Annotated in this window: 25 protein-coding genes; 10 read left to right on the forward strand and 15 right to left on the reverse strand. The window is 71.8% G+C overall.

The annotated features are described in order from the left end of the window. Positions 1 to 74 precede the first annotated feature (74 nt). Both ABZ738_RS26470 and ABZ738_RS26475 read left to right on the forward strand, forming a co-directional pair. Complete coding sequence (locus ABZ738_RS26470) at positions 75 to 3,680, forward strand: M12 family metallo-peptidase (protein WP_357217408.1); 3,606 nt, start codon at positions 75 to 77, stop codon at positions 3,678 to 3,680. A 173-nt stretch (positions 3,681 to 3,853) separates the two neighbouring features. After that, positions 3,854 to 4,729, forward strand: a complete 876-nt coding sequence (locus ABZ738_RS26475) for a sulfurtransferase (protein ID WP_131056036.1) — start codon at positions 3,854 to 3,856, stop codon at positions 4,727 to 4,729. Positions 4,730 to 4,845: 116 nt separating this feature from the next. Here ABZ738_RS26475 and ABZ738_RS26480 read toward each other — a convergent pair whose 3' ends face one another. Genes ABZ738_RS26480 through ABZ738_RS26510 form a run of 7 tightly spaced genes read right to left on the reverse strand, consistent with a single transcriptional unit; the run spans position 4,846 to position 11,235 of the window. Beyond that, positions 4,846 to 6,330: a mannitol dehydrogenase family protein gene (locus tag ABZ738_RS26480; RefSeq protein ID WP_357217411.1), complete on the reverse strand. Its 1,485-nt coding sequence runs from the start codon at positions 6,328 to 6,330 to the stop codon at positions 4,846 to 4,848. Further along, complete coding sequence (locus ABZ738_RS26485) at positions 6,327 to 7,262, reverse strand: PfkB family carbohydrate kinase (protein ID WP_357217414.1); 936 nt, start codon at positions 7,260 to 7,262, stop codon at positions 6,327 to 6,329. Before ABZ738_RS26485 ends, ABZ738_RS26480 begins: the two co-directional genes overlap by 4 nt. Further along, positions 7,259 to 7,810, reverse strand: coding sequence for an SIS domain-containing protein (locus tag ABZ738_RS26490; RefSeq protein ID WP_131052846.1), 552 nt, complete (start codon positions 7,808 to 7,810; stop codon positions 7,259 to 7,261). Before ABZ738_RS26490 ends, ABZ738_RS26485 begins: the two co-directional genes overlap by 4 nt. Then, entirely contained in the window at positions 7,768 to 8,415 is a 648-nt protein-coding gene (locus ABZ738_RS26495) for an orotidine 5'-phosphate decarboxylase / HUMPS family protein (protein WP_357217418.1), read from the reverse strand. Before ABZ738_RS26495 ends, ABZ738_RS26490 begins: the two co-directional genes overlap by 43 nt. Before the next feature lie 3 nt (positions 8,416 to 8,418). Next, on the reverse strand, positions 8,419 to 9,189 hold the full coding sequence (locus ABZ738_RS26500) for an ATP-binding cassette domain-containing protein (protein WP_131052844.1): 771 nt from the start codon (positions 9,187 to 9,189) through the stop codon (positions 8,419 to 8,421). Beyond that, positions 9,182 to 10,207, reverse strand: coding sequence for an ABC transporter permease (locus ABZ738_RS26505; protein ID WP_357217422.1), 1,026 nt, complete (start codon positions 10,205 to 10,207; stop codon positions 9,182 to 9,184). Before ABZ738_RS26505 ends, ABZ738_RS26500 begins: the two co-directional genes overlap by 8 nt. 44 nt (positions 10,208 to 10,251) lie before the next feature. After that, positions 10,252 to 11,235, reverse strand: coding sequence for an ABC transporter substrate-binding protein (locus tag ABZ738_RS26510; protein ID WP_131052842.1), 984 nt, complete (start codon positions 11,233 to 11,235; stop codon positions 10,252 to 10,254). A gap of 272 nt (positions 11,236 to 11,507) precedes the next feature. Here ABZ738_RS26510 and ABZ738_RS26515 point away from each other — a divergent pair, with 272 nt between their 5' ends. The 3 genes from ABZ738_RS26515 (at position 11,508) to ABZ738_RS26525 (ending at position 13,899) form a co-directional block, all read left to right on the forward strand. Continuing rightward, positions 11,508 to 12,554: a LacI family DNA-binding transcriptional regulator gene (locus tag ABZ738_RS26515; RefSeq protein ID WP_131052841.1), complete on the forward strand. Its 1,047-nt coding sequence runs from the start codon at positions 11,508 to 11,510 to the stop codon at positions 12,552 to 12,554. Further along, positions 12,535 to 13,182 (forward strand): nucleoside/nucleotide kinase family protein, encoded by a 648-nt coding sequence (locus tag ABZ738_RS26520; protein WP_357217427.1) that lies wholly within the window; start codon positions 12,535 to 12,537, stop codon positions 13,180 to 13,182. The genes ABZ738_RS26515 and ABZ738_RS26520 overlap by 20 nt, the downstream gene beginning before the upstream one ends. A 69-nt stretch (positions 13,183 to 13,251) precedes the next feature. Continuing rightward, on the forward strand, positions 13,252 to 13,899 hold the full coding sequence (locus tag ABZ738_RS26525) for an acVLRF1 family peptidyl-tRNA hydrolase (protein ID WP_303393496.1): 648 nt from the start codon (positions 13,252 to 13,254) through the stop codon (positions 13,897 to 13,899). Positions 13,900 to 13,974: 75 nt separating this feature from the next. Here ABZ738_RS26525 and ABZ738_RS26530 read toward each other — a convergent pair whose 3' ends face one another. After that, entirely contained in the window at positions 13,975 to 14,883 is a 909-nt protein-coding gene (locus ABZ738_RS26530) for a neutral zinc metallopeptidase (protein WP_131052839.1), read from the reverse strand. A 230-nt stretch (positions 14,884 to 15,113) separates the two neighbouring features. Between ABZ738_RS26530 and ABZ738_RS26535 the strand changes: the two genes are divergently transcribed. Next, complete coding sequence (locus tag ABZ738_RS26535) at positions 15,114 to 16,718, forward strand: ABC-F family ATP-binding cassette domain-containing protein (protein WP_131052838.1); 1,605 nt, start codon at positions 15,114 to 15,116, stop codon at positions 16,716 to 16,718. Positions 16,719 to 16,800: 82 nt separating this feature from the next. Here ABZ738_RS26535 and ABZ738_RS26540 read toward each other — a convergent pair whose 3' ends face one another. Beyond that, the gene (locus tag ABZ738_RS26540; protein ID WP_357217433.1) at positions 16,801 to 17,400 is read right to left on the reverse strand and encodes a cadmium resistance transporter; all 600 of its coding nucleotides are present in this window, start codon (positions 17,398 to 17,400) and stop codon (positions 16,801 to 16,803) included. A 345-nt stretch (positions 17,401 to 17,745) separates the two neighbouring features. Here ABZ738_RS26540 and ABZ738_RS26545 point away from each other — a divergent pair, with 345 nt between their 5' ends. The 3 genes from ABZ738_RS26545 to ABZ738_RS26555 all read left to right on the forward strand — a co-directional run bounded on the left by ABZ738_RS26545 (position 17,746) and on the right by ABZ738_RS26555 (position 20,875). Beyond that, positions 17,746 to 17,973: a helix-turn-helix domain-containing protein gene (locus ABZ738_RS26545; protein ID WP_007072022.1), complete on the forward strand. Its 228-nt coding sequence runs from the start codon at positions 17,746 to 17,748 to the stop codon at positions 17,971 to 17,973. Between the two features lie 46 nt (positions 17,974 to 18,019). After that, positions 18,020 to 18,787 (forward strand): enoyl-CoA hydratase/isomerase family protein, encoded by a 768-nt coding sequence (locus ABZ738_RS26550; RefSeq protein WP_357217436.1) that lies wholly within the window; start codon positions 18,020 to 18,022, stop codon positions 18,785 to 18,787. Positions 18,788 to 18,898: 111 nt separating this feature from the next. Beyond that, positions 18,899 to 20,875, forward strand: a complete 1,977-nt coding sequence (locus ABZ738_RS26555; protein ID WP_357217487.1) for an ABC transporter ATP-binding protein — start codon at positions 18,899 to 18,901, stop codon at positions 20,873 to 20,875. Between the two features lie 6 nt (positions 20,876 to 20,881). On the opposite strand, the gene mug is transcribed toward ABZ738_RS26555, so the two are convergent. From mug to ABZ738_RS26585, 6 genes are all read right to left on the reverse strand, one after another. Beyond that, complete coding sequence (gene mug / locus ABZ738_RS26560; RefSeq protein WP_357217440.1) at positions 20,882 to 21,439, reverse strand: G/U mismatch-specific DNA glycosylase; 558 nt, start codon at positions 21,437 to 21,439, stop codon at positions 20,882 to 20,884. 191 nt (positions 21,440 to 21,630) lie between these two features. Beyond that, a complete protein-coding gene (locus tag ABZ738_RS26565; RefSeq protein ID WP_357217443.1) occupies positions 21,631 to 22,392 on the reverse strand; it encodes an SDR family oxidoreductase in 762 nt (253 codons plus the stop codon). Positions 22,393 to 22,511: 119 nt separating this feature from the next. Further along, positions 22,512 to 22,979: a hypothetical protein gene (locus ABZ738_RS26570; RefSeq protein WP_357217446.1), complete on the reverse strand. Its 468-nt coding sequence runs from the start codon at positions 22,977 to 22,979 to the stop codon at positions 22,512 to 22,514. Next, positions 22,976 to 23,791: a DUF692 domain-containing protein gene (locus ABZ738_RS26575; RefSeq protein WP_357217449.1), complete on the reverse strand. Its 816-nt coding sequence runs from the start codon at positions 23,789 to 23,791 to the stop codon at positions 22,976 to 22,978. Before ABZ738_RS26575 ends, ABZ738_RS26570 begins: the two co-directional genes overlap by 4 nt. Next, positions 23,788 to 24,699, reverse strand: coding sequence for a TIGR04222 domain-containing membrane protein (locus ABZ738_RS26580; protein WP_357217452.1), 912 nt, complete (start codon positions 24,697 to 24,699; stop codon positions 23,788 to 23,790). The genes ABZ738_RS26575 and ABZ738_RS26580 overlap by 4 nt, the downstream gene beginning before the upstream one ends. 102 nt (positions 24,700 to 24,801) lie before the next feature. Next, a complete protein-coding gene (locus ABZ738_RS26585) occupies positions 24,802 to 25,374 on the reverse strand; it encodes a helix-turn-helix domain-containing protein (protein ID WP_357217455.1) in 573 nt (190 codons plus the stop codon). A gap of 147 nt (positions 25,375 to 25,521) precedes the next feature. Here ABZ738_RS26585 and ABZ738_RS26590 point away from each other — a divergent pair, with 147 nt between their 5' ends. After that, positions 25,522 to 26,196 carry an HAD family hydrolase gene (locus ABZ738_RS26590; protein ID WP_131054878.1) on the forward strand — a complete coding sequence of 225 codons (675 nt, stop codon included), beginning with the start codon at positions 25,522 to 25,524 and terminating at the stop codon, positions 26,194 to 26,196. The last annotated feature ends 52 nt before the right edge of the window (positions 26,197 to 26,248 follow it).

Here is a 26,248-nt window from a genome sequence, read left to right on the forward strand (position 1 = left end):
GCGGACGGTCCGGACACACCCGGTCACACCGACCCCGCCTGGCCGCCGTGCTGGCCATGGCATTGGTGGCGACGATGTCACCGATCCTGCTGACCTCCACCCCGGCCGCCGCCGCCCCCTCGGCCGACGGCCCGTGGCGCAAGGTGGACGGCACACCCGCCGCCACCAAAGCGGGCCGTCCAGCGGCCATCGAGGCGGCGCACCTGTCCGCCTACACACTGGACCGGGGCGGCATGCAGCGCCTGCTGGAGAGGGCACCGGCGGAGCAGCGCCGCGCGGCGGGCCAGCCCCAGCAGGTGGTGTCCCTGCCCGCCCCCGACGGGACCTTCCAGCGTTTCGCGCTGGCGGAGTCGCCGGTGATGGAGCCGGAACTGGCCGCCGCCCACCCGGAGATCAGCACGTACGCCGGCACGGGCCTGGACGACCCGACCGCGACGATCCGCGCCGATCTCACTCCGCTCGGCTTCCACGCCTCGGTCCGGTCCGCTGACGGCGCGTGGTACATCGACCCCTACTACCACCGCGACCAGAGCCTGTACGCGAGCTACTTCGCCCGCGACCTGACGAACCAGAACGGTGAGTTCGTGGAGCGGGAGGACGTCGAGTCGGCGGCGCACCACCTGCACGACGAGATCGAGGAGGCGCACGACGAGCCGGTGGTCGGCCCACTGGTGACGCTGCGCACCTACCGTCTCGCGTTCGTCACCGACCCGTCGTACGCCACCTTCTTCGGCGTGGAGAACGTGACGGCCGCGAAGGTCACGCTGATCAACCGGGTGAACCAGATCTACGAGGACGAGACCGCGATCCGGCTCGTCCTGGTCAACGACACCGAGAAGACGAACCTGAACACCCCGGCGCTGGCCACCGAGCCGAACGGCCCCTGTGGCAGCGCCGGCTGCTACACCCCGGCGCAGCTGACCGGGTGCAGCAGCGGGCTGCTCAACCGCAACCGGATCGTGCTCGGCCAACTCGTCGGCGCGGGCAACTACGACGTCGGCCACATCGGTCTCGGACTGAGCGGCGGCGGCATCGCCGGCCTCGGCGTGGTCGGCGGTGACGGCAAGGCGCGCGGCTGCACCGGCCTGCCCAACCCGGTCGGCGACTACTTCGCCGTCGACTACGTGGCACACGAGATCGGGCACCAGTTCGCCGGCAACCACACCTTCAACGGCAACCAGTGGAACTGCTCGGGCGGCAACCGCAGCGCGGCCAACTCGTACGAGCCGGGCAGCGGTTCGTCGATCATGGCGTACGCGGGCATCTGCCAGCAGGACAACCTCCAGCCGCACACCGACCCGTACTGGTCGCACCGGACCTTCACCGAGATCACGAACTTCGTCACGTCGAGCCGGCCGGCGATCAACGAGGTGCAGACCGTCTCGTTGCGCGACTTCGACACCGCCGGTGACTCGTTCACCCTCGGCTACGGCGACGCGACTTCGGCGCCGATCGTGCGCGGGGCCAACTACACCACCGCCGGGATCAAGGCCGCCGTCGAGTCGATCGCGGGCTGGCCGGCCGGCGCGACGGTCACCGTGGCCGCCTTCGGGGGCAGCGGCACGCTCAACGACACCGGATTCCAGGTCACCTTCGGCGGCACCCTGGCCGCCACCGACGTGGCCCCGCTGACCCTGGGCGACCTCACCGGGGCCACCGGCTTCGTCGGCGAGACCGCCAAGGGCGGTGCCGTCGACAACGGCGGCCACCTGGTCGAGCAGACCACCAACCACGCCCCGGTGGTCACCGTGCCGGACGGTCTGACCATCCCGGTGCGTACGCCGTTCGCGCTCACCGGCAGCGCCACCGACGTCGACGGCGACACGCTGACCTACCTGTGGGAGCAGAACGACCGGGGTGGCAGCGCCGGCACCGCGCTGGTGAACAACACCAAGACCAACGGGCCGCTGTTCCGGGTCTTCGGCGAACCGGCGTGGGTGTCGCCCGAGGACGCCCTGAAGTACCACTCGCCGGGTCAGAACGCCGTCACCACCGACTCCACCCGGGTCTTCCCGGACCTCGCGCAGGTGCTGGTCGGCAACACCAACGCCCGTACGGGTGCCTGCCCCACCCCGCCGGCACCCCCGGCCAGCGGCAGCGCCTCCAACGTCCCGCCGGAGATCCTGGACTGCTACTCGGAGTTCCTGCCCACCCGGGACTGGGTCGGTGTGAACAACGACCGGACCCTGAACTTCAAGCTCACCGCCCGGGACGGTCGGCCGGGCGGGGGCGGGATCGGTAGTGCCGACGTCGCGCTGCGGCTGGCCCCGGACGCCGGACCGTTCCTGGTCACCTCGCAGGCCGAGGCCGCCGTGCTCGACGGTGGTACGGCCCAGACCGTCACCTGGGACGTCGCCGGCACCGACGTGGCGCCGGTGAACGTCGGCCACGTGAAGATCACGCTCTCGGTCAACGGTGGGGGGACCTTCCCGTACGTGCTGGCCCAGAGCACGCCGAACACCGGTAGTGCGACGGTGACCCTGCCGAACGTGGCGACCGACGAGGCACGGATCAGGATCGAGGCGGTCGGCAACGTCTTCTTCGCCGTCAACGACGCCGAGTTCGGCGTCCGCGCCGCCCCCGAGGTCTCCACCGACGCCCCGGCGGCGGGAGTCGACGTGCAGTACAGCGACGCCCTCTCGCCGACGGTGACCGTCCGGGCGACCGACGCCGACGGCGCCGGGTCGACGCTGACCGCGACCGCCACCGGTCTGCCGGCCGGTCTGGCGCTCACCGTCGCGGGCACCTCCGGAGCGGACACCCGCCCCGGCACCCGGAGCTGGACCGTCACCGGCACCACCGCGGCAGCCCCGGGCACGTATCCGGTCACCGTCACGGTGACCGACGGCACCGGGCTGGTCGGCAGCACCACGTTCACCGTCACCGTCAGCCCGGAGAACGCGGCCCTGACCTGGGCCGGTGACACCCTGGTCAGCACCGCGACCGCCGGTGCCGCCGGTCGGGCCCTGCTGCGGGCCGTGGTGCGGGACAGTTCCGTGCTGCCGTCGTCGGCCGACACCACCGGCGGCGACCTGCGTACCGCCACGGTGACCTTCACCGCGGGTGGGGCCACGCTCTGCACCGCCCGTGTGGACCTGGTCGCCCCGGCCACCACCACCGGTACGGCGGCCTGCACGGCGACTCTGCCGGCGGGCGCGCACACGGTGACCGCCACGGTCGGCGGCACCTACACCGGTGGCACCACCGCCACGGTGACGGTCGCGCGGTCCGACGGCGGATTCCTCACCGGGGGCGGCCACCTGACCGCCACCCGATCGGCCGGCACCCACCCGGCGGACCGGGCGTCGAAGGTCTCGGTGAACCTGAACGCGAAGCCGGCCACCGCGAAGAAGGCGGCGTCGGGCCACGCGGAGATCACGTACCGCTCCGGCGGCACCGACTACAAGGTCCGGACCACCGCCGTCGACGGTCTCGGCATCACCTCGGCCGGTAGGTCGGCGTCGGTGCGCTACCAGGCCGGTCTCCACGACGGCCGGGGCAAGCTGGTGGCCGCCGGGCTGACGCTGGCGGTGACGGTGACCGACCGGGGCGCGCCGGGACGTCACGACACCGTCGGCATCACCCTCTGGCAGGGCGGCACCCTGGTCTTCTCGTCCGACTGGACGGGAGGCGGGACCGGCGAGGTGGCGCTGACCGGCGGCAACCTCACCGTGCACTGACCGGCGGGCAGGCCGGGGAGGCCCGTCCTCCCCGGCCTGTCGTCCGTCGATGGCTACCCCGGCAAGCGGCGGGTGAGCTCCACCACTAGCCGAAATATCCGCAGGTCGGGGCCGTATTGTCGCGAAGGTAATCCCGATTGCCAAGATAGGGAATCCCGGCGACAGGAGGACTCATGGCACGCACCCTCGACCTGCCCACCCCGCTCGTGTCCACCGAGTGGCTCGCCCAGCACCTCGACCACCCGGACCTGCGGATCCTCGACGCGACCGTGCACCTGGCCCCGCCGAGCGAGGCCGGTCAGGACTGGTCCCAGACGTCCGGTCGCCCCGAGTACCTGGCCGCGCACATCCCGTCGGCGGCGTTCGCCGACATCATCGACGACCTCTCCGAGCCGGACGGCGGCTGGTTCACCAAGCCCTCTCCGGAGCGCTTCGCCGCGGCGGCGGGCCGACTGGGCATCGGCCCGGACACGGCGGTCGTGGTCTACGCGGCCAACGTCTTCTGGGCCACCCGGGTGTGGTGGCTGCTGCTCGCGAACGGCTTCGACAACGTGGCCGTCCTCGACGGCGGGTTCGGCAAGTGGACCGCCGAGGGCCGGCCGACCCGCGACGGCGAGGAGAGCTACCCGCCCGCGCAGTTCGTCGGCACGCCCCGGCCGGAACTCTTCGCCGATCTGGACGAGGTCAAGCAGGTGGTGGAGAACGTCAGCGGAGCCTGCCTGATCAACTCGCTGTCGCCCGAGGACCACCACGCCACCGAGACGATCAACTACGCCCGCCCCGGCCGGATCCCCGGCAGCCGCAACGTCTTCGTCGCCGCGCTGCTCGACCCGGCCGACGGGACCTTCCGGTCGGTGCCGGAGCTGCGGGAGATCTTCCAGGAGGTGCAGGCCCAGCCGGGCCGGAAGGTCACCTACTGCGGCGGAGGCATCGCGGCCACCGGCGACGCCCTGGCACTGCGCCTGATCGGGGAGACCGACGTGGCCGTGTACGACGGCTCCCTGCGCGAGTGGACCAGCGACCCGTCGCTGCCCGTCGAGGTCGGCTGAGCGCGTCCCACCCCCGTACGCCTTCCGGCCCGCCGCGCTGTCGCGCTGGCGGGCCGGAAGGCTGTACGGCGTCTGACACGTCCCGGCTCAGCGGGACGGTGTCGACTGGTCCCGGCTCAGCGGGACGGTGTCGCCACGATCTGCCGCAGGGCGGCGCGCACGCCGCCGGTCCGGATCAGTCGCAGGGCCTCGACGTAGGCCTCGACGAACCGGGGGGAGTCCGCGAGAGCGCCGAAGAGCGACCGGTCCGCGATGAAGGCGGTCGGGTCGTCCCCGTTGCGCCGCGCGGCGGCCATCAGGCTGTCCCGACGCGGATCCACCACGTCGATCGGCTGGCCCTGCTCGTCGGTGCCCTCGGCGTACCGCGCCCAGGCCGCCACGACGGCGGCGCAGATGCCCACCGGCCCGCCGTCGGCGAGCTGCGCGGTCACCACGGGCAGCAGGAACTTCGGGATCCGGTCCGAGGTGTCGGCGCAGATCCGGGTCAACGGATCCTGGATCTCCGGGTTGCCGAAGCGCGCGACCACCGTGCGGCCGTACGCCCGGAAGTCGACCCCGGCGATCGGCTTGAGCGTCGGTACGGCCTCCTCGTCGATGTACCGCAACAGCAGCGCCTGGACGTCCGGGTCGGTGATGGCCTCGTGCACGTACCGGTGCCCCAGCAGGAAACCGAAGTAGCAGAGCGCCTGGTGGGTGCCGTTCGCCAACCGCAGCTTCATCAGCTCGTACGGCTCGACGTCCCCGACGATGTCCACGCCGACGTCCTCCAGCGGTGGGCGGCCGGCGACGAAGGTGTCCTCCAGCACCCACTGGTGGAACGGCTCGGCGGTGACCGGCCAACGGTCCCGGTAGCCGAAGGTCCGCTCCAGGTACGCCCGGTCGGCGTCCACGGTCGCCGGGGTCACCCGGTCCACCATCGAGTTCGGGAAGGAGACCTCCTGTGCCATCCACCGGGCCAGATCGGGGTCCTTCATCCCGGCGAAGCCGAGGAACGCGGCGCGGGACACCACGCCGTTCTCCTGGATGTTGTCGCAGGACATCACGGTCAGCCCGCCCAGGCCCCGGGCGCGTCGCAGGCGCATCGCCTGGAGTACCAACCCGAACGGTGTCGCGTTCGGCACGTCGGCGTCCAGGTCCGCGCGGATCGGGGCGGAGTCGCCGGTGAACTCGCCGGTCACCTGGTCGATGCCGTACCCGCCCTCGGTGATGGTCAGCGACACCACGCGGGTGGCCGGGTCGGCGATGCGCTCCACGACGCCGGTCGGGTCCTGCGGGGCGTACCCGGTGCTCAGCAGCGAGCCGATCACCCGGTTACGTCGGCTGCCGTCCGGCTCCTTCACCGTCAGCGTGTAGAGATGGTCCTGCGCGGCGAGCCGGTTGCGGGTGCCCTCGTCGGCGGGGCGGACGCCCACGCCGTGCACCGCCCAGTCCATGCCCTGCCCCCGGCGCATGAGTTCGTCGAGATACATCGCCTGGTGCGAGCGGTGGAAGTGCCCGACACCGAAGTGCACGATCCCGCCGCGCAGTGCCGCCCGGTCGTAGCGGGGCGCCTCGACCTCGCTGGGCAGCGAGGTCAGGCTCGCGTTGCTCAGTTCCCTCATCGCTCTTTCCGTCCTGTGGGCCGCAGCGCGGCCAGGTTGCCGCCGGAGATCCGGCAGATGTCGGCCGCGAGGTCCATCGCCTCGCGGGCAAGATCGCGCCACCGCGCCGCGTCCAGGTCGACGCCGTCCTCGGCGACGCCGCACACCAGGCGGGCGAGGGTGGCGTCGCCCGCGCCCATCGTGTCGACGACGGGTCCGGGTCGGTCCGGTACGGGTGCGGTCGCCACGACCCCGTCAGCCGTGTGCACCGACACGCCGTCGGCGGCCCGGGTCAGCACGACCACCCGTACCCCCGATCGCAGCAGCTCGGCCACGAACTGCTCGGGGTCCTCGACGTGCAGGTCGGCGATGTCCTGCAGGCTCAGCTTGACCACGTCGGCGACGGTGGCGAGCCGGCGGAGTCCCGACCGGTACGCCGGGACGTCCCGCACCAGCGTGGGCCGCACGTTGGGGTCGACGACGAAGGTCCGTCCGGTCCGGCGGACGACGTCGACGAGCGCCTGCACCTGGCCGAGGTCGTCCATCGGGTACGAGTTGACGACCAGGACGGCGCCGCTGCCCATGGCCGCGACCTCCGCCTCCGGGTACGCGTACCGCCGATTCTGGATCGCCTCGGAGAACTCGTAGGCCGGCTCTCCCGCCACCCGCCGGGACGTCGCTGTTCCGGTCGGCAGCGCGCAGGCCAGTGGCACCAGGGCGACGTCCTCGGCGGTGACCGCGTCCCGCAACCACTCGCCGAGGCGGTCGGCGGAGACCGGTGACACCAGTGCCGCCGGTGTCCCGAGCCGCCGTACGCCGACGGCGAGGTTGAGCCCGGCACCGCCGGGGTGGCGGGTACGGGTCCCGTCCTCGTGCTCGATGATGTCGGCGAGGAGGTCGCCCACCACGACCACGCCGGAGGGCGCCACCCCGGCTCCGGTCGACGCGGTCACTGGAGATTGGTGTGGTGGTAGCTCATCGTGGCGTCCGGGTCCGGCAGCGCCCGCATCAGCTCCAGCACCACGGAGTCGAGCAGGATCAGCGCCGACTGCTCGAAGAGCGTGCCGCCGAACTGTCGGCTGGCGTCCGCCGGCAGGACGATGGAACCGTCCGCGAGATCCCGCAGCGGGCTCTCCCGTTGGTGGGTCACCAGCAGCACCTTCGCACCCTCCGCGCGGGCGATCCGTGCGAAGCCGACACTGACGGGGGTCTGCCCGCTGCCGGACACGATCACCAACGTGTCGCCCGACCGCACCGACGGCGCGGTGGCCTCGCCGACGACGTGCGCCGCCAGGCCGAGGTGCATGAAACGCATCGCGGCCATCTGCGCGGCGAGCCCGGAGCGGCCCTGCCCGGAGAAGAAGAGGCGGCCCTCGGCCACGCCGTCGAAGCAGGAGACGAACCGGTCGTACTCCTCGACGGGCAGCGCCGCGAGCACCGACCTCAGTTCGGTGCCGCTCAGGTGCCAGGAGTCGACAGGTCGACCTGTGCCCTGATCCATGCCGCTTCTCCTTCCGGGTCGGTGGCCTCGGTGACTCCCGAGCCGATCACGACGATGTCGGGGGCGACCTCCAGGGCGCGGGCCAGGTTGGCGCGCCCGATGCCGCCGGCCAGGGAGACGCGGAATCCGCGTTCCCGGCGCTGGGCCACCCGGTCGATGTGGTCCTCGTTGCCGAGACCGGCCCGCCGGGCGTCGGACGGGGAGTGCAGGGCCAGCCAGACGTCCTGCGGTGCGCGGCCGTCCAGCAGCGGCTCCACGTCCAGTTCGCCGTCGAGGATGGTGTCGAGCACCACCTCCCGCCCGTACCGTCGGGCCACCTCGTCGGTGTCGCGTCGGGTGGCGGGGGAGGCGTGCGCGAGCACGGTCATCATGGCGGCCCCGGCGGCGAAGACCATCTCGGCCTCCAGGCTGCCGCCGTCGGCCGTCTTGGTGTCGGCGAGCACCGGTGTGTCCGCGCCGAGTTCCCGGACGGTGCTGATGGCGGCGAGCCCGAAGCGCTTGAGCACGGGCGTGCCGACCTCGATGATGTCGAAGTAGCGGCCGACGCGCGGGATGAGCGCGAAGTGCTCCGGCGCGTCGATGGCGAGTTGCAGTCGGACCGTCACGGCCTAGCTCCTCGGCTCGGGAGTGTGCAGACCGGTGATCACCTTCAGCAGCGAGTCCGGGGTGAACGACGACGTCGGCTCGTCGGCCACGACCCGGCCGAGGCGCAGCACGACGATGCGGTCGGTCACCTGGAGCACGTGCGGCAGCGTGTGCGAGATGAAGATGACGCCCAGACCCCGTTCCCGGGCTCCCGCGATCACCTTCAGCACCTCGCCCGACTGCCGGGCGCCGAGGTGGTTGGTGGGCTCGTCCAGGATGATCACCTTGCGGGCCCAGGCGACGGCGCGGCCGATGGCGACGGCCTGCCGCTGCCCACCGGAGAGCTGGTTGACGTTGCGCCGTACGCCGGTCGTCAGGCCGATCCCGGCACGCTCCAACTCCTCGTGCGCGACGCGGGCCATGGCCTTGTTGTCGAGGAATCCGAGCTTGCCGAGCAGCCCCGGCCGACGGCGTTCCCGGCCGAGGAAGACGTTGCCGCTGATGGTGAGGTCGGGGCAGAGCCCGGAGTCCTGGTACAGCGTCTCGATGCCGGCCTGGAGCGCGTCGTGCGGCGACTTCCACTCCTGTGCCACGCCGTCGAGATACACGCCGCCGGTGTCCGGCCGGTGCACGCCGGAGAGCACCTTCACCAGCGTCGACTTGCCGGCCCCGTTGTCGCCGACCAGACCGATGATCTCTCCGGCCCGCAGGGACAGGTTGACGTCGGTCAGCGCCCGGACGCTGCCGTAGGACTTGGTGACCTCGCGGGCCTCGTAGATGGGTGCGTCAGCCACGGCCGGCTCCCCTCCTGGTACGGATGTTGATCTGCTGGACCCCGACCGCGACGGCGATCAGGACGCCGATGACGACCTGCTGCCAGTTCGGTGCGACGCCGATCAGGATCAGGCCGCTGAGGACCGCCGTCGTGATGAGTGCGCCGAGCACGGTGCCGGACATCCGCCCGACGCCGCCCGCCAGGCTGGTGCCGCCGATGACCGCCGCGGCGATCGCCGCCAGCTCCTGGCCCTGGCCGGAGGTGGGCGAGCCCGAGCCGAGCCGGAAGTAGACGAACAACCCGGCCAGGCCGGCCATCAACCCGGCCAGCATGTACACCTTCAGCAGGTGCCGTTCGACGTTGATCCCGGCACCCCGCGCGGCGAATCCGTTCGACCCCACCGCGTACGTCCAGCGGCCGAACCGGGTGAAACTGAGCGTCAGCCACGCGACCGCCAGCACACCGAGCACGATGATCAGTGGGACGGTCAGCAGGTTGAGGTACTGCGTGTTGCCGAGCCGGATCACCTCGGCCGGGCCGCCGGCGATCTGGACGCCGCCGGTCAGCACCAGCGTCAGACCGGCGGCGGCACCCATGGTGGCCAGCGTGGCGATGAAGGGCGCCAACTTGGCCCGGGTGATCAGCAGCCCGTTGACCAGGCCGACCGCGAGACCGGTGGCGAGGGCCACCACCACGCCGACGGCGATGGTCGTGGCGGTGGCCGTACCACCCTCGTTCAGGGACCTCATCGTCATCGCACAGGCCACGCCGCTCAATCCGAGCGTGGATCCGACCGACAGGTCGATGCCGCCGGTGATGATGACGTACGTCTGCCCGATCGCCAACAGCATGACCGGGGCCCAGTCCTGCAGGATGTTGGCGAAGGCGAACCGGCTGAAGAACAGCGGGTTCATCGCCGTGAAGAAGACCACCATGACGATGAGGACGCCGAGCAGGATCACGTCCTGCCGTAGCAGTGTCGCCATCAGGCGGCTGGCGCGCGTCTCGCTCGCCGCCTGTGTGGTGTCGGCCGTCATGGTGCTCCTCCTCCTGAGATCCGCATTCCCCTGATCGCCGCCGACTACTGGGTCGGGTACTGGTACTGCTCGGTCTCGGCCAGGTTGTCGTTGGTCATCACGACGTTCGTCATCACGACGTCCTTCTCGATGCTGTCGACGTTCTGGCCGCGGATCGTGTCCACCAGGTTCTGCAGGGCGAGCGCGGCCTGGTCGCCGGGCTTCTGGGCGACGAGAGCGCTGTAGATGCCGGCCTTCAGGTCGGCCACCTGGTTGTCGTACGCGTCGTAGCCGATGAGCTTGACCTGCTCGGCCTTGCCCGCGTTGCGCAGCGCCGCCACGGTGCCGGAGCCGGAGGTGCCGTCCACGGCGAAGATGCCCTTGAGGTTCGGGTGCTTCAGCAGGATCGTGTTGACCGCCGAGGTCGCCCTGGCCGGCTGGCTGTTGGCGTACTCCTTGCCGACGAGGGTGATGCCCGGGTACTTCTTCAGCTCCTCGGTGAAGCCCTCCTCGCGGAGCTGGTTGGTGGTCGCCGTCGGCGAGCCGGACATCAGGAAGACCTCTCCGGACTCCCCGATCTGCTCGGCCAGGGTCTGGGCCGCCTGCCGGCCGCCCTCACGGTTGTCACCGGTGATCGCCGAGGTGAGGTAGCTCTGGTCGGTGACCGTGGTGTCGACGGTGACGACCGGGATGTTCGCCGACTGCGCCTTGGTGACGCTGGGCTGCAGCGCGTCCGGGTCGGTGGGGACGAGGACGAGCCCGTCCACCTGCTGGGTGAGCATCGAGTCGACGAACGGGATCTGCGACTGGGGCGAGTACTCGTCCGGAGCGCCCTGCCACAGCAGCCTGATGCCCAGCTCCTGGGCCTTCGCCTCGGCGCCGACCTGCATGGCGCGGAAGAAGGGGTCGGAGGCGATGCCCGGGACGAACCCGATGGTCAACTGCTCCTCGCCGCCCTCCGCGGCGGAGTCGTTGCCACAGGCGGCCACCGAGAAGGCGAGCGCGCCGGCCATGGCTACACCGATTACTGTCCGGAATGTCCTCTTCATGCCACCAGATCCTTGTCGACTAGTCAGACCACATCAGGGGAGTTCCGCCTACCGTCGTCCTGCCGGGCCGTGTTGCGTCGTCGGGCATCCCCACCAGCACTTCATCAGATGCGCAACCGCTTGCGTACCGTGAAGATGGCGGAACTTTACCCCCGCGCAACCGCTTGCGCAAGGGCTTGCTTTTGGTTAGATTGAGCTCCTTCTCGCCGTGGTCCCGGCAGCCGTAGGACAGGTGGCGAGCCGGGGGAAAGGGTGCAAAACGAGTGGCGACGATGGCCGAGGTAGCACGGATCGCCGGAGTGTCGACGACGACCGTGTCGCACGTGCTCAACAAGACGCGCAAGGTCGCCCCGGAGACCGAGGAACTCGTGCGCAAGGCGCTGGAGTCGACCGGTTACCGGCACAACCTCGCCGCCCGGGCCCTGGCCACGCAGTCCACGGACACCATCGGGCTGGCGATGTCCGTGGTCACCAACCCGTACTTCGCCGCGCTCATCCGGGACATCGAGCGGCACCTGCGACGGGCCGGGTACACCCTGATCCTGGCCGACACCAACGACGACCCCGAGGTCGAGTTGGACGTGATCAACCACCTGCTGGCGCGGCGGGTGAGCGGCCTGATCGTGAATCCGCTCGAAGGCCACGGCGAACTCACCCAGTGCCTGCAGAAGCTGCTCGACGAGCAGTTGCCGACGATCTTCCTCGACCGCCGGTCGACCCTGCCGGGCGACCAGGTCTACTCCGAGTGCCTGGATTCGATCCACCACCTCACGGCCCACCTGGCGGCGCAGGGGCACCACCGGATCGGCTACGTCCGGGGCGCCATGCGGGAGATGTCGGCCCAGGACCGGCTCGCCGGATACCAGCGGGCCGTCGCGGAACTGGGGCTGGCGGACGACCCGGGGCTGGTCATCGCCGGTGAGTCCGACGAACGCACCACGGAGCAGCGCCTCGTCGAGCACCTCGCCTCGGACGAACCGGCCACCGCCCTGGTCGTCTCGAACAACCAGATGACCCTGGGCGCGCTCCGCGCCATCCGGCGTACCGGGTTGAAGGTGCCGCACGACATCGCCCTGGTCTGCTACGACGACTTCGAATGGGCCGACCTGTTCGACCCGCAGATCTCGGCGATGGCGCAGGACGCCGCCCGACTCGCCTCGACCGCCGTCGAACTCCTGCTCGCCCGGATCCGGCGACCGGACCGCGCCCCGCAGTCCGTGGTGGTGCCGGCCACCTTCCGGCACCGGGACTCGTGCGGCTGCGGCGCCGTGCCGCACCAGACACAGGGGAGCGTGGACAGTGTCCTGGCCGCCGGCTGACACCCTGACGCTCGGCGGACTCGCCGACCGCGCCCGGGCGATGTCGGCGGGCGCCGCCCGTACGCTCATCGGGATCGTCGGGCCGCCCGGCGCGGGCAAGAGCACCGTCGCGGAGGCCCTTGTCCGGCAGCTCGGCCCGGACGCCGTCCTGGTGCCGATGGACGGCTTCCACCTGAGCAACGAGGTCCTCGGCGCACTCGGCCGCGCCGACCGCAAGGGCGCTGCGGACACCTTCGACGCGGACGGCTACCTCGCCCTGCTCCGCCGGCTACGCGACCAGACCGACGAGGTCGTCTACGCGCCGACGTTCCGCCGCGACATCGAGGAGCCGATCGGTTCCAGCATCCCGGTGCCCCGCAGCACCCCGATCGTGGTCACCGAGGGCAACTACCTGCTGCTCGACTCGCATCCGTGGAAGGTCGTCCGCGACCTGCTCGACACCACCTGGTATCTGGAGGTGGCCGAGGAGGTCCGCCTCGACCGGCTCGTCGCCCGCCACGTCGCCTTCGGCAGGACACCCGACGCGGCCCGCGCCTGGGCACAGGGCAGCGACCAGGCCAACGCGGCGGTCATCGCCGAATCGCGCCGCTGCGCCGACCTGCTGGTCCACCTCGCGCCGAGCGACTGAGGGACCCGGCGCCGCCGATCCGCTTCCGCCGGACGGTACCGCCCCGTCCGTCTGCCGTAAGGTCGGGTGATGAGCAGCCGACCCGCCGCCGGGGGAGGCCGGTGGGTCGAGATCGACCCGGCCCGGACCGAACGCTGGGTGGCCGGCTTCGCCGACCGGCACGGTCCACCCACCACCACCGCGCAGGAGTACGGACTCCTGCTCACCGCCCCGGACGGTGCCACCGCCGAACTGCACACCCCACCGGGCTCGCCGGCCACCGCAGACCTGGACACCTTCGCGGCGGAGGCCGTCGTGTCCCGCCGGATCGGACTGCTGCTGGCGCGCAAGGGCGCGGTGGCGGTCGGCGTCGCGGAGGGGGAGAAGCTGCCGGTGCACAAGGTCGACACACGGTACGTGCAGGGGCGCACCGCCGCCGGTGGCTGGTCCCAGCAGCGGTTCGCCCGGCGGCGCGACAACCAGGCCAAGGCCGCCCTCGCCGACGCCGTCGACCTGGCGGCCCGGCTGCTGCTGCCGCAGGCCGAGCGGTTGGACGCGGTGGTCGCCGGTGGCGACCGGCGGGCCGTGGACACCGTGCTCGCCGAGCGCCGACTCGCCCCACTGGCCGCACTGCGTGCCGACCGGCTGCTCGACGTACCCGAGCCCCGGTACGCGGTGCTGCTGGCCGCGATCACCGCCGCCCGCGCCGTGCACATCCTGATCCGCGATCCTGCCTGAGGCGTCGTCACGTCGGACACGGACGGCCCCGGTCGACGCCCTTCCAGGCGTCGACCGGGGCCCGTCCGCACCGCGTCAGATCGCGCCGCTGAAGGTGTCGCAGGAGGCCGGGGTGCCGGACTCGTAGCCACGGTTGAACCAGCGCTTGCGGTCGGCCGAGGAGCCGTGCGTGAACTCCTCCGGGTTCACCGGCCGGTCGGCGCGCCGGGAGATGGCGTCGTCGCCGATGGCCTCGGCGGTGTCGATGGCCTCGGCGATGTCCTGCTCGGTGATGCTGGTGAAGATCTTCTGGCCGCGGTCGTCGGCGGTGCCGGTGGCGTTCTTGGCCCAGGCGCCGGCGAAGCAGTCGGCCTGCAACTCCAGGCGGACCGACAGGTCGTTGGCGTTGCCCGGGTCCCGCTGCTGCTGGCGGCGGACCTGCTCGTTGGTGCCGAGCAGGTTCTGCACGTGGTGGCCGTACTCGTGGGCCAGCACGTACGGCTGGGCGAACTCACCGGTGGCGCCGAGCTGCGTGGCGAGCACCTCGTAGAAGGAGAGGTCGATGTAGACCAGCGAGTCGGCCGGGCAGTAGAACGGGCCGACGCCCGAGTCGGCCTGGCCGCACGCGGTGTTGACGGCCTGGTCGAAGAAGACGGTACGGGTCGGCCGGTACTGCTCGCCGAACGCCTCCGGCAGGGCGGTCCGCCAGTACGCCTGGATCGAGTTGACGTAGAGGCTGTTGCGGCAGTCGAGCTGCTCCAGGGCGTCCGGGGCCTCGCAGCGCTGCTCCAACGCGGTGTTGTCGCCCTGCTCGCCGCCGGTCATGGCGTTCAGCCCGAAGCCGCCGCCCACCAGCGCCACCAGCACGGCGATGACGATTCCGACGATGCCGCCGCGACCACCGCCGATCGGGATGGGGATGCCCAGCCCGCCTCCCCCTCCACCACCACCTCGCCGGTCCTCCACCTGGCTGGTGTCGATCCGCGCATTCTCGTTCAGCTCCATGATGACCCCGATCAGTCGGTGGCTCGCGGGCCGGAACCGGTCCGGACGGCGAATCGGTACCCGACGATCTTGGTCGGTAATCCGCGTTCGCCGTTCACCGGGGCCCGGTACAATCGACCCGTGCTGCTCTGCGAAGGCTGAACGCCCCGCGCCGACGGGTCACCATGATCCGCCGGCGCTTTCGTGTGCCCTGAGTCAGCCCTGCGGATCCCGAGAGCGAGTACCCCGACATGATCACTGCCAGCGGCCTGGAACTGCGCGCCGGCGCCCGGATCCTGCTGTCCGACACCACGCTGCGGGTGCAGCCGGGCGACCGGATCGGCCTGGTCGGCCGCAACGGTGCCGGCAAGACCACCACCCTCAAGGTGCTCGCCGGTGAGGGACAGCCGTACGCCGGACAGATCGACCGGCGCAGCGCCGTCGGCTACCTGCCACAGGACCCGCGTACCGGCGACCTGGAGGTCACCGGCCGCGACCGGGTGCTCTCCGCCCGGGGCCTGGACAAGCTGATGGCCGGGATGAAGGACCTGGAGGAGAAGCTCGCCGACGGCGGTGACGAGAAGCTGGTCCGTCGGTACGGCGCGCTGGAGGACCAGTTCGCCGCGCTCGGCGGGTACGCGGCCGAGGCCGAGGCGGCCCGGATCTGCGCGAACCTGGGGCTGCCCGACCGGGCGCTCGCCCAGACCATCGGCACCCTCTCCGGCGGTCAACGTCGGCGCATCGAGCTGGCCCGGATCCTGTTCCGCGACGCGGCCGACAACGGCGGCGGGATCCTGCTGCTCGACGAGCCCACCAACCACCTCGACGCCGACTCGATCACCTGGCTGCGCGGCTTCCTCGCCAACCACAAGGGCGGGCTGGTGGTGATCTCGCACGACGGGTCGCTGCTGGAGTCGGTGGTCAACAAGGTCTGGTTCCTCGACGCCACCCGGTCCGTGGTCGACGTCTACAACCTGGGCTGGAAGGCGTACCTGGAGGCGCGGGAGACCGACGAGCGGCGGCGGCGTCGGGAGCGGGCCAACGCCGAGAAGAAGGCCGGCGCCCTGATGGCCCAGGCGGACAAGATGCGGGCGAAGGCCACCAAGACGGTGGCCGCGCAGAACATGGCCCGGCGGGCCGAACGCCTGATGTCGGGCCTGGATGAGGTCCGCGTCGGCGACAAGGTGGCCAAGGTGCGTTTCCCCGCCCCGGCGCCGTGCGGCAAGACTCCGCTGACCGCGTCCGGCCTCTCCAAGTCGTACGGGTCGTTGGAGATCTTCACGGACGTGAACGTGGCGGTGGACCGGGGTTCCCGGGTGGCCATCCTCGGGCTCAACGGTGCCGGCAAGACCACATTGCTGCGGATGCTCGGCGGGCTGTTGGAGCCGGACACCGGCGAGGTGCGGCCCGGCCACGGGCTGCGGCTGGGCTACTACGCGCAGGAGCACGAGACGCTGGACATCGAGCGGACCGTGCTGGAGAACATGCGGGCCGCCTCGACCGAGCAGACCGACACCGAGCTGCGCAAGATCCTCGGGGCGTTCCTCTTCTCCGGCGAGGACGTGGACAAGCCCGCCGGGGTGCTCTCCGGTGGCGAGAAGACCCGGCTGGCGCTGTCGACCCTGGTCTGCTCCGGCGCGAACGTGCTGCTGCTGGACGAGCCGACCAACAACCTCGACCCGGTCAGCCGCGAGCAGGTGCTCGACGCGATCGCCAACTACCCGGGCGCGATTGTCCTGGTCACCCACGACCCGGGCGCGGTGCTGGCGCTCAAGCCGGACCGGGCCATCCTGCTGCCCGACGGCGACGAGGACGCCTGGAGCGACGACCTGCTCGAACTGGTCGAGCTGGCCTGACCATTTGCACCGCGTGTAAGGAAGGGCCCCCTACTAACGCCAGGCGTATAGGAAGGGTCCCCTCCTAACACGCGCGCCGACGTCAGCGGGCGAGGTCGAGCAGGTGACCGACGACGCCGGAGCTGGCCAGGATGACCACGCCGACGCCGATGAAGATCGCCGGCACCAGCCAGTGGCCGGTGCGTTCGACCAGCCGGGTCACCCTCGGGTGGCCGCCGAGCCAGGCACCGGCGACGCACCAGACGGCGACCAGGGCCGCGAAGACCACTCCGAAGACGGCGGCGTCGGCGACACCGAGGGTGCGCAGCACCGGCACGTAGACGGCCACGTTGTCGGCGCCGTTGGCGACGGTCACGGCGGCCACGCCGACCACACCGGCGACCACCGGGGGCGGCTCGTCGTCGTCGCGTCGCCACAGCGCGCGGAGGCCGAGGGCGATCGGCAGCAGTCCGAGCAGACCGGTCCACTCGTCGGGCACCACCAGGAGCCCGGCCGCGACCACGGCACTCACCAGCACCAGGGCGCCGATGCCGAGGTACTGACCGGTGACGATCTGCCCGACGCGGGGACGGCCGGTGGTGCGGGCGGCGACGAAGAACACCGTCAGGACGACGATGTCGTCGATGTTGGTGGCGGCGAAGACCACCGCGGCGACGGTCGCGGTGCCGAGCAGGTCGAGCATGGCCGGCAGCGTACGGGCACCGGGCCGACCGGAGCATCACGGAGGCCGAGGGCGACTCCGGTGGCGGGCGGTCGCCGCCATCTATACCGGCGGTGAGGATCGGTGGCGGACGGTGGTGTCGGCGGTACCGTGCGTGTGGGTGGCGGCGGTTCGTCGAGGGCCAGCTCCGGGCCGGTCCGACGCGGTGTCCCGCAGTCGAGCCCCGGATGTCGTCACCTATCGGGAAGCTGACATTGCATAGCGTGTCGGTTGGCGAATAGTTGATATCTGGCGCATGATCGTTCGAGGCGGTCTAATAGGTGGGACCGTATCCGAACCGCACAGTCTGGGACGTGAGGACACAGCATGGCAGCCACTGGCACAGCCACCAGCACTGAGAAGGGTCGCCGGATCGTCGGAGCCGAGCGTCAGACGCTCGCCAAGGACCTCGTCAAGCGGTACACCGGAGGAGAGAGCATCCGTGCTCTCGCGGCCTCGACCGGCCGATCCTACGGGTTCATCCACCGCGTGCTCACCGAGTCCGGGGTGCAGCTGCGGCAGCGCGGCGGCGCCCGGCGCCGCAAGAAGGCGTGACCCGCCCGTCAGCGTCGTACACCACCACCGTGACCCGGGCCGCCCGGTGACCACCGAGGCGACCGGGGTCCGGCTGGAATGTGACGGGCCCATCGCCACGGTCACGCTGTGTCGGCCCGAGGTGCTCAACGCGCAGACCCCGTCGATGTGGCGCGCGATGAGCGAATTCTCCCGGGACCTGCCCGGTGACGTCCGTGTCGTGGTCGTCCGGGGTGAGGGGCGGGCGTTCTCCGCCGGCCTCGACCTGGCGGTCGTGAGCGCCACCGGGCCGGGCTCGTTCGCCGAGCTGGCCGCACTGCCGGAAGCGGAGTGCGCCGACCGGATCGCCGCCCTGCAGGACGGCTTCACCTGGCTGCACCGACCGGACATCATCTCCGTCGCGGCCGTGCAGGGGCATGCCATGGGCGCCGGGTTCCAACTCGCCCTCGCCTGCGACCTGCGGGTATTGGCGCAGGACGCGAAGCTGTCGATGGCCGAGGTCACGTTGGGTCTGGTGCCCGATCTGGCCGGCACGAAGCGTCTGGTCGAGTTGGTCGGCTACGCCCGTGCGCTGGAGATCTGCACCACCGCCCGGCGGATGGACGCCGCCGAGGCGGACCGGCTCGGCCTGGCCACCCTGGTGGTGCCGAACGCGGAGCTGGACGACGCGGTGCGCGACCTCACCGCCGGGTTGGTCGCCCACCAGCGCGACGCGGTGGTGGAGATCAAGGCACTGCTCGCCGGTGCCTCCGGGCGGACCCACGCCGAGCAGCAGCGGGCCGAGCGGGAAGCACAGACCCGGCGGATCCGCGATCTTGCCGGGTACGCAGAATAGTAAGGACCGTTCGGGAAGATCCGGGTTACTCACGAGGTTGTCGTAGCTGTCGGGAGAATTGACCCGACGGCATCCTGAGGCCCTTTCCCGGAGGTGAGCGTGTCGAACCCGATGGCCGCCGGCGGCATGGGCGGTTGGAGCATGCTGCGGTCGATGCGCAACGGTGACGAGATCTCCAGTCACCGGTTGCAGCGCGGTGTCGCCCGGCGGATCGTGGCGTTCGCCCGGCCGTACCGGCGCGACATCGTCGTCTTCCTGCTGACCGTGGTCGTCGCGGCGGTGATCGGGGTGGCCACCCCGTTGCTCGCCGGCCAGGTCATCGACGCGATCACCCGGGGCGGCGACGAGGCCGGCGCACTGGTGATCCGGCTGGCGTTCTTCATCGCCGGCCTGGCCGTCGCCGACGCGATGCTCTCCCTCGCCCAGCGCTGGTATTCGGCGCGCATCGGCGAGGGCATCATCCTCGACCTGCGCACCCGGGTCTACGACCACGTGCAGCGGATGCCGTTGCAGTTCTTCACCCGCACCCAGACCGGTGCGCTGGTCAGCCGGCTCAACAACGACGTGATGGGGGCCCAGCGGGCCTTCACCTCGACGCTCTCCGGCGTGGTCAGCAACGTGATCCAACTGCTGCTCACCGCCGCCGTGATGCTCACCCTCTCCTGGCAGATCACCGCGCTGTCGCTGGTGCTGCTGCCGGTGTTCATCATCCCGGCCCGGCGGGTCGGCCGACGGCTGGCCGAGATCACCCGCGAGTCGTACAACCTCGACGCCAAGATGAACGCGACCATGACGGAGCGGTTCGGGGTCGCGGGCGCCCTGCTGGTGAAGCTCTTCGGTCGCCCCGATGCCGAGGCCGGCCGGTTCGCAGCCCGCGCCGAGCGGGTCCGCGACATCGGCATCACCTCCGCGATGTACTCGCGGACGTTCTTCGTGGCGATGCTGCTGGTCGCCTCGCTGGCCCAGGCGCTCACCTACGGGCTCGGCGGATGGCTGGCGGTCACCGGCGAGGTCAGCGCCGGCACGGTCGTGACGCTCGCGTTGCTGCTCACCCGGCTCTACGGTCCGCTCACCGCGCTGAGCAACGTCCGGGTCGACGTGATGAGCGCGCTGGTCTCGTTCGACCGGGTCTTCGAGGTGCTCGACCTCGATCCGGCGATCAAGGAGCGGTCCGACGCGATCCCGGTGCCCCGGGACGCGGGCCGGGTCGAGTTCCGCGACGTGCGCTTCCGCTACCCGAGCGCCGCCGAGATCTCCCTCGCGTCGCTGGAGGAGGTCGCCACGCTGGACCGTACGGTCAACGAGCCGGTGCTCAAGGGCGTCTCCTTCCGGGTCGATCCCGGGCAGATGGTCGCCCTGGTCGGGCCCTCCGGCGCGGGCAAGTCCACGCTGTCCATGCTGATCTCCCGCATCTACGACGTCACCGACGGCCAGGTGCTGGTCGGCGGTGTCGACGTCCGGGACGCCACCCTCGAATCGCTGCGGGACGAGATCGGTGTGGTCACCCAGGATTCGCACCTGTTCCACGAGACGATCGCCGAGAACCTGCGGTACGCCAAGCCGGACGCCACCGACGACCAGCTCTGGGCGGCGCTGGCCGGTGCACAGGTCGCCGATCTGGTCCGGTCGCTGCCCGACGGGCTGGACACCACCGTCGGCGAGCGCGGTTACCGCTTCTCCGGCGGTGAGAAGCAGCGCATCGCGATCGCCCGGCTGCTGCTCAAGGCGCCGTCGATCGTGATCCTCGACGAGGCGACCGCGCACCTCGACTCGGAGAGCGAGGCGGCGGTGCAACGGGCGCTGTCGGTGGCGTTGACCGGGCGTACCGCGTTGGTGATCGCGCACCGGCTCTCCACGGTCCGCGACGCCGACCAGATCCTCGTCCTCGACGAGGGACGCATCGTCGAGCGCGGTCGGCACGACGAACTGGTCGCCGTCGGTGGCCTCTACGCCGAGCTGTACCGCACCCAGTTCGCGGTGGCGGACTCGCCGACCCCGCACACCGACCAGGCCATGGTGGAGCCGGTGATCATCTCGTCGCGGGAATACCTCGCCGACGAGGCGATGCCGCCCGCCGCCGCCAACTGACGGCGGTCACTCCCGGGTCGTCGCCTCGCGCAGTTCGGCGAAGGCGGCACCGAGTGTCTGCGGGGTGTAGTGCGCGTTCAGGCCGCTGGGGTTCGGTAGGACCCAGAGGTGGGCGCCGGCCAGCGGCTCGGGCTGCCGGCCGAAGGTGGCCTTCGGCCGCGCGAACCCGATCCGGTACGCGGTCACCCCGACGACCGCCACCCAGCGCGGCCGGTACGCGGCGACCTTGCCGGTCAGCTCCCGTGCCCCGTCGACCAGTTCGGCGGCGGACAGTTCGTCGGCGCGGGCGCTGGCCCGGGCCACCACGTTGGTGATGCCCAGCCCGAGCCCGGGCAGTTCGTCCTGCTCACTGGGGTGCATCAGGCGTGGGGTGAACCCGCCCCGGTGCAGGGCCGGCCAGAACCGGTTGCCGGGGCGGGCGAAGTGCCATCCGGTCGCGGCCGACCACAGCCCGGGGTTGATCCCGACGAACAGGACGTCCAATCCGGGCGCGACGACGTCCGGCAGCAGCCGGTCCACGGCCGCCGCCAGTTCCTCCCGGGTCGGCCGGTACCCCCGATCCACGCTGTCGGTCCGCGCGGCGGGTCCGGGACTCGGCACCGCCGCGCCACGGACGCTTCGCGCCGGGCCGCCCTCTGCTTGCCCGTTCACCGGCCGCGCAGCGCCGCCTTCCGGTCGCCCGGTCTCCGGACGGGCGGGGCTGCCTTCCGGTCGCCTGGTCGCCGGACGGTCAGCGCCGCCTTTCGGTTGCCTGGTCACAGGCCGCGCAGCGCGCCGCCGTCGACCGGGATGGTGACCCCGGTCAGGTAGCTCGCGGCCGGGGAGAGCACGAACGCGGCCACCTTCCCGAACTCCTCGGGGTCACCGATGCGGCGCAGCGGGATGCCGGCCTCGGCTTCGGCGCGGGCCTGTTCGGGGTCGCCGCTGGCGGCGAAGAGCTCCCGGTTCCGGTCGGTCATGATCCGCCCCGGCAGCAGCCCGACCACCCGTACGCCCCGGGGGCCGTACTCGTCGGCGACGTCCTTGGCCACCCCGGCCAGGCCGGGGCGCAGCCCGTTGGAGATGCCCAGCCCGGTGACCGGTCCTCGTACCGAGGTGGACAGCACCAGCGCGATGGCGCCTCCGTCTGGCAGCGCCCCGGCCACTGTCCGCACCGTCCGTACGCTGCCCAGGAAGATGGTCTCGAAGGCACGTCGCCACTGCTCGTCGTCGACCGAGGCGGCGCTGCCGGGGGTCGGTCCGCCCACCGAGACCAGCGCGCCGTCGAGTCGGCCGAAGTGCTCGTGGGCGGCGTGCACCAGCCGTTCGGGCGTGTCCGGGTCGGTGAGGTCGGCGGTGATGCCGACGGCGTGCTCCGGGCCGCCGAGATCGGCCGTGGCGGCGGCCACGGTGTCGGCGTTCCGGGCCGAGAGCACGACTCGGGCGCCGTCGGCGACCAGGCACCGCGCCGTGGCGTGACCGAGGCCGCGCGAGGCGCCGGTGAGCACGTACACCCGGTCGGTGAGTCCTAGATCCATGCCACCGATCCTGCCGCAGCCGGTGCGGGTCCGGCATCCCCGGGTCCGTCCGCTCGGCCGACCGCTGATGTTAGGAGGGGACCCCTGCTCTACCGCAGGCGTTAACAAGGTGCCCTTCCTTACCTCCGCAGGAGGTGTGTGCGGCCGGCGAATTGGATCGCTACGGCGCCGTCGACGTGCGCGAGCGCGGGGGACCGGCGGGGGCGTGGCGCCCGGCGGCCGTCGTAGCGCAGGCTGACTTCGCGCACGGCGAGTTCCTCGGCGCCCAGCGGCGGCAGCTCGGCGCGGTCGCGGAGCGCGCGGGCCAGATCCCAGCCGTCGCGCAGGCCGCCGCCGGTGGGCCGGTCGGCGGCCCAGGTGAGGAAGGCCGACGGCCAGTGTGGGCCGAGTGCGGCGGTGAGCAGCGGCCAGTGTCGGGCGACCTCGCCGGCCCGCTTGCGGAGCAACGCCGCGCGGGCTGCGGCCAGCGGTGCGGGCGCGAACCCCGGTGGCGGTGCGCCACCGGCCACCAGCGCGGCCACCAGTCGTGCCTGCCGCTCGGCCAGCGTGCCACCCGGCGCGGGTGGCTCGTGGGCGTCGGTGCTCACGTCACCACCGGCAAGCCGCTGGCGGTGGCGATGGCGTCCAACTCGGCGCGCAGGTCGGCGGCGGGCGGGTAGTGCCCGTCGCGTTCCAGCATGACCGCCGGTGGCCGGTGTCGCGCGCACAGCTCGGCGAGCAGGTCGAGGACGTCCTGGCTGACCGGGTCGGTGTGGGTGTCGTGGTAGAAGCCGCCGTGGTCGGCGCCGCCAGCGACGTGTACGTACGCGACGCGGTCCAACGGCAGTCGGTCCAGCAGGGCGAGTGAGTCGGTGCCCCGGTTACGGGCGTTGGCGTGCACGTTGGCGATGTCGAGCAGCAGCAGGGCGTCGGTGCGGTCCAGGATCTCGGTGAGGAAGGTGGCCTCGTCGAGTTCGTCGTCCGGCCAGTCGAACAGCGCGGCGATCGGCTCCAGCGCGATCGGCACCGGCAGGTCGGCCCGGGCCCGGGCGACGTTGGCGCAGACCACGTCGACCGCCTCGCGGGTACGGGGCAGCGGCAGCAGGTGTCCGGCCTCCAGCCCACCGGCCCGGACGAAGGCGATGTGCTCGCTGACCAGGGGTGCCGCCAGCAGTTCGGCGACCGCCGCCAGGTGGCCGACCCGGGCCGGCTCGACCGGATCGGTGCCGCCGAGGGAGAGCCGTACCCCGTGCGGCACCACAGTCACGCCGCGCCGTCGCAGCTCGACCAGCCCGTCCGGTGGGTCGGTGGGGGACACGCCCTCCGCGACCACCTCGACGAAGCGCAGGCCGGGCAGCTCCGCGACGAATCCGGCGATCTCCGGTCGCCAGCCGATGCCGACCCCGTACGGGCCGGTCATCCGCCGCACCCACCGCCGCCGCCACATCCACCACCGCAGCCACCGCCACTGTCGCTGGCGCCTGCGGTGCTGCCGCCGCCACAGGCGGTGGTGCCGCCGGTGCTGGTGGCCGCCTGGCGCTGGAGTTCGGCCTGCTGGGCGAAGGTGGGGTCCATGGCCCAGATCGTGGCGCTGCCGTAGAGGGCCACCGCCATGGCGGTGCCGGCAGCGCCGTAGGTGGCGTACGACGGGTTGCTGTGGGGCGCCAGGTGGTGGTTGCGCATGCGGAGGAGCCCCAGCGCCGCGTCGGCGGCCCGGGTCCGTCGGGGCACCAGGGCGAACAGCAGCGTGGTCACCACCAGGAGCCCGAGTACGACGGCCACGAGATACCAGACGGGCCGCCCGTTGGCCATGCCGGCGAAGATGCGCGCGATCCCGACCGCCGCCAGCACGGCCATCAGCAGCGGGCCGATCCGTAGGGCCGCCCGCTGCTCCGGGGTGACCAGCAACCCGTGCCGGTCCAGCCCCTCCCGGAGTTCGGTGAGCGCCCGGCTCACCCACTCGGTCGTGATGACCTGGCGGGCGGGGCAGCGCTGGCTGGCGGCGTGGTGGACGGCGCGGTCGAGCGGGGTCGCGCCGGGCGGAAGGGGGGCGTCGACGGTCAGCCGGTGGTGCTGGTCCACCCCGATGACACCCTGGCCGCGCAGCGCGCCGATGGCGGTCCAGACCGCCAGGTTCTCGCCGCCGTTGAGGTAGGCGACCTGCTGCGGGCCGAGCTGGGCGGCGGGGGGCGCGGAGCGGCCGGACAGCAGCGCCCGGCGTTGGATCAGGGTGCCGACGACGAGGACGAGCGCCGCCGCCAGGTAGAGAAACAGGAAGGTACGGCTGGGAATGCCCCAGGTGTGGAAGTCCGCCACGGGATCCTTCATGGCCTGCTCCTGTCGCGCGAAGGGGACGCGTACTCATTGTGGAGCGCGGCTGCCACCGTGCCGAGGCCGGGGCGGCGGGGTTACCAGGCCGTTACCGATCGTTCAGGGGCGGCGCACGGCTTCCTCGACCAGGTCCAGGACGGGCCCGAGGTCACCGGCGGGTCGCCCCATGGCCAGGTGCAGGACCAGGCCGTCGTAGGCGAGTTCGAGGAAGCGGGCCAGCACGTCGATGGGTACGTCCTCGCGCAGCACCCCGGCCTCGCGTTGCCGGGACAGGCGGTCGCGGGTGGCCTCGGCGATGGCCGCCGACCGCTCGGCCCACCGTTTGGCGAAGGCCGGATCGGTGCGCAGGCGTCGGGAGACCTCCAGTTGACTGCCGAGCCATCCGGTGGTGTCCGGGGAGACCGCGCGGGCGAGCAGGTCCCGCATGACCTGGACCAGACCGTTGCGGGCGACCGTCTCCACCATCACCGCCGCGTCGTCCTCGGCGACGGCCAGGAAGAGCGAGTCCTTGTCCCGGAAGTGGTGGAAGATGGCCCCTCGGGACAGCCCGGTCGCCTCTTCGAGCCGGCGCACGGTGGCGCCCTCGTAGCCGTGCCGGGCGAAGCAGGCACGCGCGGCGGTGAGGATCTCGTGTCGGCGAGCGTCGAGCTGGTCCTGACTTACTCTGGGCACGTCTCGATCGTGTCAGCTCACCCGGGGTAACGCAAACCGTACGTACGGCTTGGATATGTGGTTCCGGTCGGGGCCAGTGCCGGTACGACATCACCGCGTAACCTCCGGCCCTGTCGGGCGGGTACCGAATTCCCGTAAGGTGCCCGAGTGCCGCTGCTCCTGCTGGATCTGGACAACACCCTGCTCGATCGAGCCGGGCCGTTCCGTACCTGGGCAGAGCGCTTCCTCGACGGCATCGGCGCGCCCGCGCATGACATCGAGTGGCTCTTGTCGATAGACGCCGACGGGTTGACCGACCGGTGGGACGTCGCGGACGCCATCCGGGACCGCTACCGGCTGCGGATCCCCTCCATCGACCTGGTCGAGGAGTTGCACGACGGCGTCGTGGAGTTCACCCGGCTCGATCCACTGGTCGCCTGCGCGCTGCGGATCGCCGACGACGCCGGCTGGATGCCGGTGGTGGTCACCAACGGTGCGGTCCGCCAGCAGGACACCAAGATCCGGCGGACCGGCCTGGACCGGTACGTGGCCGACTGGGTGATCTCCGAGGAGGCCGGGGTCAGCAAGCCCAACCCGCGGATCTTCGCGCTGGCCGCGCAGCGGGCCCGGATGCCGCTGCGCGGAGCCTGGGTGATCGGCGACGGCCCGGAGGCCGACATCGGTGGCGCCACCGCGGTCGGCCTGCCCAGCATCTGGCTGCATCGGGGCCGGCCGTGGACGGACGCCCGGTTCGCCCCGACGGTCACCGTCGACACCGTGATCGCCGCCATCGCCGCGATCATGGGTGCCACGGGTGGCGCTGCGGGGCGTACCCGCGCCTGACGCGGAAAACCGGTTGCCCCGCCGCGCCGACGCGACCAACATGGTCCGCGCA

This window comes from Micromonospora sp. NPDC047793 (assembly GCF_040642635.1).
Lineage (GTDB): Bacteria > Actinomycetota > Actinomycetes > Mycobacteriales > Micromonosporaceae > Micromonospora.

What these genes read in the sequence shown, in the direction of transcription:
- ABZ738_RS26535 (WP_131052838.1), top strand. Translation starts at nt 15,114, where the DNA reads ATGATCACTGCCAGCGGCCTGGAACTGCGCGCCGGCGCCCGGATCCTG.
- ABZ738_RS26540 (WP_357217433.1), bottom strand. Translation starts at nt 17,400, where the DNA reads ATGCTCGACCTGCTCGGCACCGCGACCGTCGCCGCGGTGGTCTTCGCC.
- ABZ738_RS26575 (WP_357217449.1), bottom strand. Translation starts at nt 23,791, where the DNA reads ATGACCGGCCCGTACGGGGTCGGCATCGGCTGGCGACCGGAGATCGCC.
- ABZ738_RS26510 (WP_131052842.1), bottom strand. Translation starts at nt 11,235, where the DNA reads ATGAAGAGGACATTCCGGACAGTAATCGGTGTAGCCATGGCCGGCGCG.
- ABZ738_RS26525 (WP_303393496.1), top strand. Translation starts at nt 13,252, where the DNA reads ATGAGCAGCCGACCCGCCGCCGGGGGAGGCCGGTGGGTCGAGATCGAC.
- ABZ738_RS26490 (WP_131052846.1), bottom strand. Translation starts at nt 7,810, where the DNA reads ATGGATCAGGGCACAGGTCGACCTGTCGACTCCTGGCACCTGAGCGGC.
- ABZ738_RS26515 (WP_131052841.1), top strand. Translation starts at nt 11,508, where the DNA reads ATGGCCGAGGTAGCACGGATCGCCGGAGTGTCGACGACGACCGTGTCG.
- ABZ738_RS26470 (WP_357217408.1), top strand. Translation starts at nt 75, where the DNA reads ATGTCACCGATCCTGCTGACCTCCACCCCGGCCGCCGCCGCCCCCTCG.
- ABZ738_RS26580 (WP_357217452.1), bottom strand. Translation starts at nt 24,699, where the DNA reads ATGAAGGATCCCGTGGCGGACTTCCACACCTGGGGCATTCCCAGCCGT.
- ABZ738_RS26480 (WP_357217411.1), bottom strand. Translation starts at nt 6,330, where the DNA reads ATGAGGGAACTGAGCAACGCGAGCCTGACCTCGCTGCCCAGCGAGGTC.
- ABZ738_RS26475 (WP_131056036.1), top strand. Translation starts at nt 3,854, where the DNA reads ATGGCACGCACCCTCGACCTGCCCACCCCGCTCGTGTCCACCGAGTGG.
- ABZ738_RS26505 (WP_357217422.1), bottom strand. Translation starts at nt 10,207, where the DNA reads ATGACGGCCGACACCACACAGGCGGCGAGCGAGACGCGCGCCAGCCGC.
- ABZ738_RS26530 (WP_131052839.1), bottom strand. Translation starts at nt 14,883, where the DNA reads ATGGAGCTGAACGAGAATGCGCGGATCGACACCAGCCAGGTGGAGGAC.
- ABZ738_RS26545 (WP_007072022.1), top strand. Translation starts at nt 17,746, where the DNA reads ATGGCAGCCACTGGCACAGCCACCAGCACTGAGAAGGGTCGCCGGATC.
- ABZ738_RS26565 (WP_357217443.1), bottom strand. Translation starts at nt 22,392, where the DNA reads ATGGATCTAGGACTCACCGACCGGGTGTACGTGCTCACCGGCGCCTCG.
- ABZ738_RS26555 (WP_357217487.1), top strand. Translation starts at nt 18,899, where the DNA reads ATGGCCGCCGGCGGCATGGGCGGTTGGAGCATGCTGCGGTCGATGCGC.